Source organism: Streptomyces sp. NPDC007162 (assembly GCF_040634175.1).
GTDB lineage: Bacteria > Actinomycetota > Actinomycetes > Streptomycetales > Streptomycetaceae > Streptomyces.
Genome location: NZ_JBEYFC010000803.1, coordinates 1 through 2,835, shown reverse-complemented (window position 1 = coordinate 2,835; position 2,835 = coordinate 1). Strand labels below are relative to the sequence as shown.

General features: G+C 69.0%; 3 protein-coding genes and 1 pseudogene. 3 read left to right on the top strand and 1 reads right to left on the bottom strand.

All coding sequences use genetic code 11. The features are described from left to right. Window positions 1-253: pseudogene (locus tag ABZ646_RS44190) on the top strand (hypothetical protein); the annotation flags it as partial. Window positions 254-255: 2 nt separating this feature from the next. Further along, window positions 256-1,026 (top strand): peptidase dimerization domain-containing protein, encoded by a 771-nt coding sequence (locus tag ABZ646_RS44185; RefSeq protein WP_360532757.1) that lies wholly within the window; start codon window positions 256-258, stop codon window positions 1,024-1,026. Window positions 1,027-1,090: 64 nt separating this feature from the next. Here ABZ646_RS44185 and ABZ646_RS44180 read toward each other — a convergent pair whose 3' ends face one another. Continuing rightward, window positions 1,091-2,002 (bottom strand): ornithine cyclodeaminase family protein, encoded by a 912-nt coding sequence (locus ABZ646_RS44180; RefSeq protein ID WP_360532754.1) that lies wholly within the window; start codon window positions 2,000-2,002, stop codon window positions 1,091-1,093. A 32-nt stretch (window positions 2,003-2,034) separates the two neighbouring features. On the opposite strand from ABZ646_RS44180, the gene ABZ646_RS44175 reads away from it, so the two are divergent. Next, window positions 2,035-2,658 carry an XRE family transcriptional regulator gene (locus ABZ646_RS44175; protein ID WP_360532751.1) on the top strand — a complete coding sequence of 208 codons (624 nt, stop codon included), beginning with the start codon at window positions 2,035-2,037 and terminating at the stop codon, window positions 2,656-2,658. Window positions 2,659-2,835 lie beyond the last annotated feature (177 nt).

The window sequence follows — 2,835 nt, the reverse complement described above, 5'->3', positions numbered from 1 at the left end:
GTCGGCACCGGAGGTGTCCCGGCATCTGGGCGTGCTCAAGAAGGTGGGCGAAGTCCTCAGCGTCATGCGGGACTTGGCGGAGACAGACATGACAATGATCGTGGTCACGCATGAGATGGGCTTCGCGCGCGAGGTCGCCGACCAGGTCGCCTTTCTGGACGAAGGCCGGGTCGTCGAGCACGGCACCCCGGATGCCGTCCTCGGCGATCCCTCCCACGAACGCACCCGCGCCTTCCTCTCGAAGGTGCTGTGACCGTGACCGACAGCCGGCACGATCAGGCCGTCAGCGAGGTCGGAGGCTTCTCCGTCTCCCTCGACCCGACGAGGCGCGTCTACCTCGTGGAGTCGGGCCGCAAGGGCGTCGCCTGGCTCCGGCTCATGGCCCGCGGAGTCTCGGGCCACGGCTCGCTGACATACGGCCGCACCGCCGTCGGCGAACTGGCCGCCGCCGTCGCCCGCATCACCGAGCACGACTGGCCGCTGACGCTCACTCCCACGTCGGCCGGCACGATCACCGACCTGTCGGCACTGTCGGGCCTTGACCTTGCCGCTGACGGCTCCGAGCTGGCGGGCACCGTGTTGGCGCCCGTCGCCGGACTGCTCACCTCCTCCCTGCGGCACGTCGCCAATCCGACGGTCCTGCGCGCGGGCGGTCCCCTCAACGTCGTCCCCGGCGAGGCCGAGGCGCTGCTCGACGGCCGCTTCGTCCCCGGCTTCGGGGAGGACTTCCTGTCCGAGATCGCGCGACTTGCGGGTCCGGCCGTCGACATCGAGGTCATCGACCTCACCGCGGCCGACGAGTCCGATCCGCGGCACCTCATCGTCGACGCCATGCACCGCTCACTGCGCGAGGAGGACCCGGGGCACAGCTCGTGCCCTACTGCTCCTCGGCCTCCACCGACAACGCCTCCTTCGCACCCCTCGGCATCGCCGGTTACGGGTTCGCCCCACTCAAGCTGCCGCCCGGCTTCGACTTCGCCGCCATGTTCCACGGTGTCGACGAACGCGTTCCGCTGGAGTCCCTGAGGTTCGGTGCGCGAGTCCTGCATCGGTTCCTCGCCCGCTGCTGACCGCACACGCACAGGTCCTCTCAGCCCTCGATCAGCAGCCGTGCGACGGCGATGTCCTCGATGCCCAGACCGATGGAACGGAAGAACACCGGGCGCTCGCCGCTGGGCGGCGGACAGGCGTCGGTCAGCAGCTCGGGGAGGTCGCCTCGCAGATCCTTGCCGCTCCACAGGCCTTGTTCGGCGGCCAGCACCATCTCGCCGGCCGACGCCGTGACCGTCGGCCGGTGATCGCCGTACACGTCCAGGCCGGGCAGGCCGACGGGCGCGATCTCATGAGCGCGTGGCGCGTTGGTGCTGATGGAGGTGATCAACGTGCCCGCCGGCAGCGCGGCCGCGTCGAGCAGAGGCTCGGCCGCGCTCGTGCACAGCAGCACGACGTCCGCGCCCTCGACAGCTTCGTCAACGCCCGACGCGACCCGCACCTCACTGTCGAAGCCGGTGTCCTGACGCCCCGCCGCGACGGCCGGTGAGTACACGCGTACGTCCGTGAAGGGTCGCACCTCCCGGGCGTATCGCAGGTGTGCCTGGGCCAGGGGACCGGTGCCGATGATCGCCAACACAGCGGATTCCTCGCGGGCCAGCAAGTCCACGGCGAGCGCCGTCGTCGCCCCGGTCCGCAGTGCCGTCAGCTCCTTCGAGTCGACCAGGAGCACCGGCTGCCCGGTTTTAGTGCTCATCAGCAGCGTCCACGCCGTGACGAGCGGACCGTCGGTTGCGTGAGGCAGATAGGGGGAGACTTTCACCCCATACATCCCATCGAGTACACCCTGGTACGCGATGACGTCGCCGCCGTCGGACAGCGGAGTGAGGACCTGGACGGGCTGGGCTGCCTTGCCTCGGGCAAGATCGGTGAACGCGGTGCGCAGGGCTGCCAGCAGGCGCTCGGCCGGAATGTCGGGCGTGCTTCGCAGCACTGGGATACCGTTAGCCATGGTGAGCAATATAGTGCACGCAGGGGTGAGAGATGAGCGCTGAGGGCAGTGGCGAAGACCACGGGCCGAGCGGAGACTTCCTGGCCGAGGTCGGCAAACAGGTTCGTGCGCGCCGACGGGCCGCGGGACTGACAGTTCAGGGACTGGCAGACAAGGCCGGACTGAGCCGTCGCATGCTGACGATGATCGAGCAGGGCAGCGCCAACCCGAGCCTGGTCTCGGTCGACAAGATCGCCCGAGGCCTCGGTACCGACTTCACCAGCCTCCTGGCCAGCGCGAACGATGACCCGGTCCATGTGCCGGAGCGGCCAGTGCAGGTATGGGAGAGTAGCACCGGCAGCCGTGGTCTTCTGCATGTCGGCAGTGCCCGCGTGGACGGCCCCGAACTCTGGGAGTGGACCCTCCAGCCCGGCGACCACTACGACGCCCAGCCCGACCCTGTCGGCTCGGAGGAACTCTTCCTGGTCAGGTCCGGCACCTTGGTCCTGAAGGTGGGTGACCGCACCGTGCGACTGGGACCAGGCGCGAGTGCCCGGCTCGCCAGTGACAGGGAGTATCGCTACTACACGGAGGGCGCGGAGCCCACCGTCTTCATCCGGGTGGTCGAGCTGGGACCGCAGGGCCGTTCCCTGGGCCAGACTTCTGGGGTGCATTGATCACGGTTGACCGCGCCTAATGAGCCCGACACAGACATCGCGAGGCCCTGCCCCCGTCATGTGAGAGTGCGGACGTGACCTGGTGTCCGTTTCGTGGTTGAGGTTGGGGAAGGACCGCTGGTCGCGGGTGGGGAGTGGTCCTCAGGCGTCGGGGCGGGCGAACAAGCCGGGTTCGGG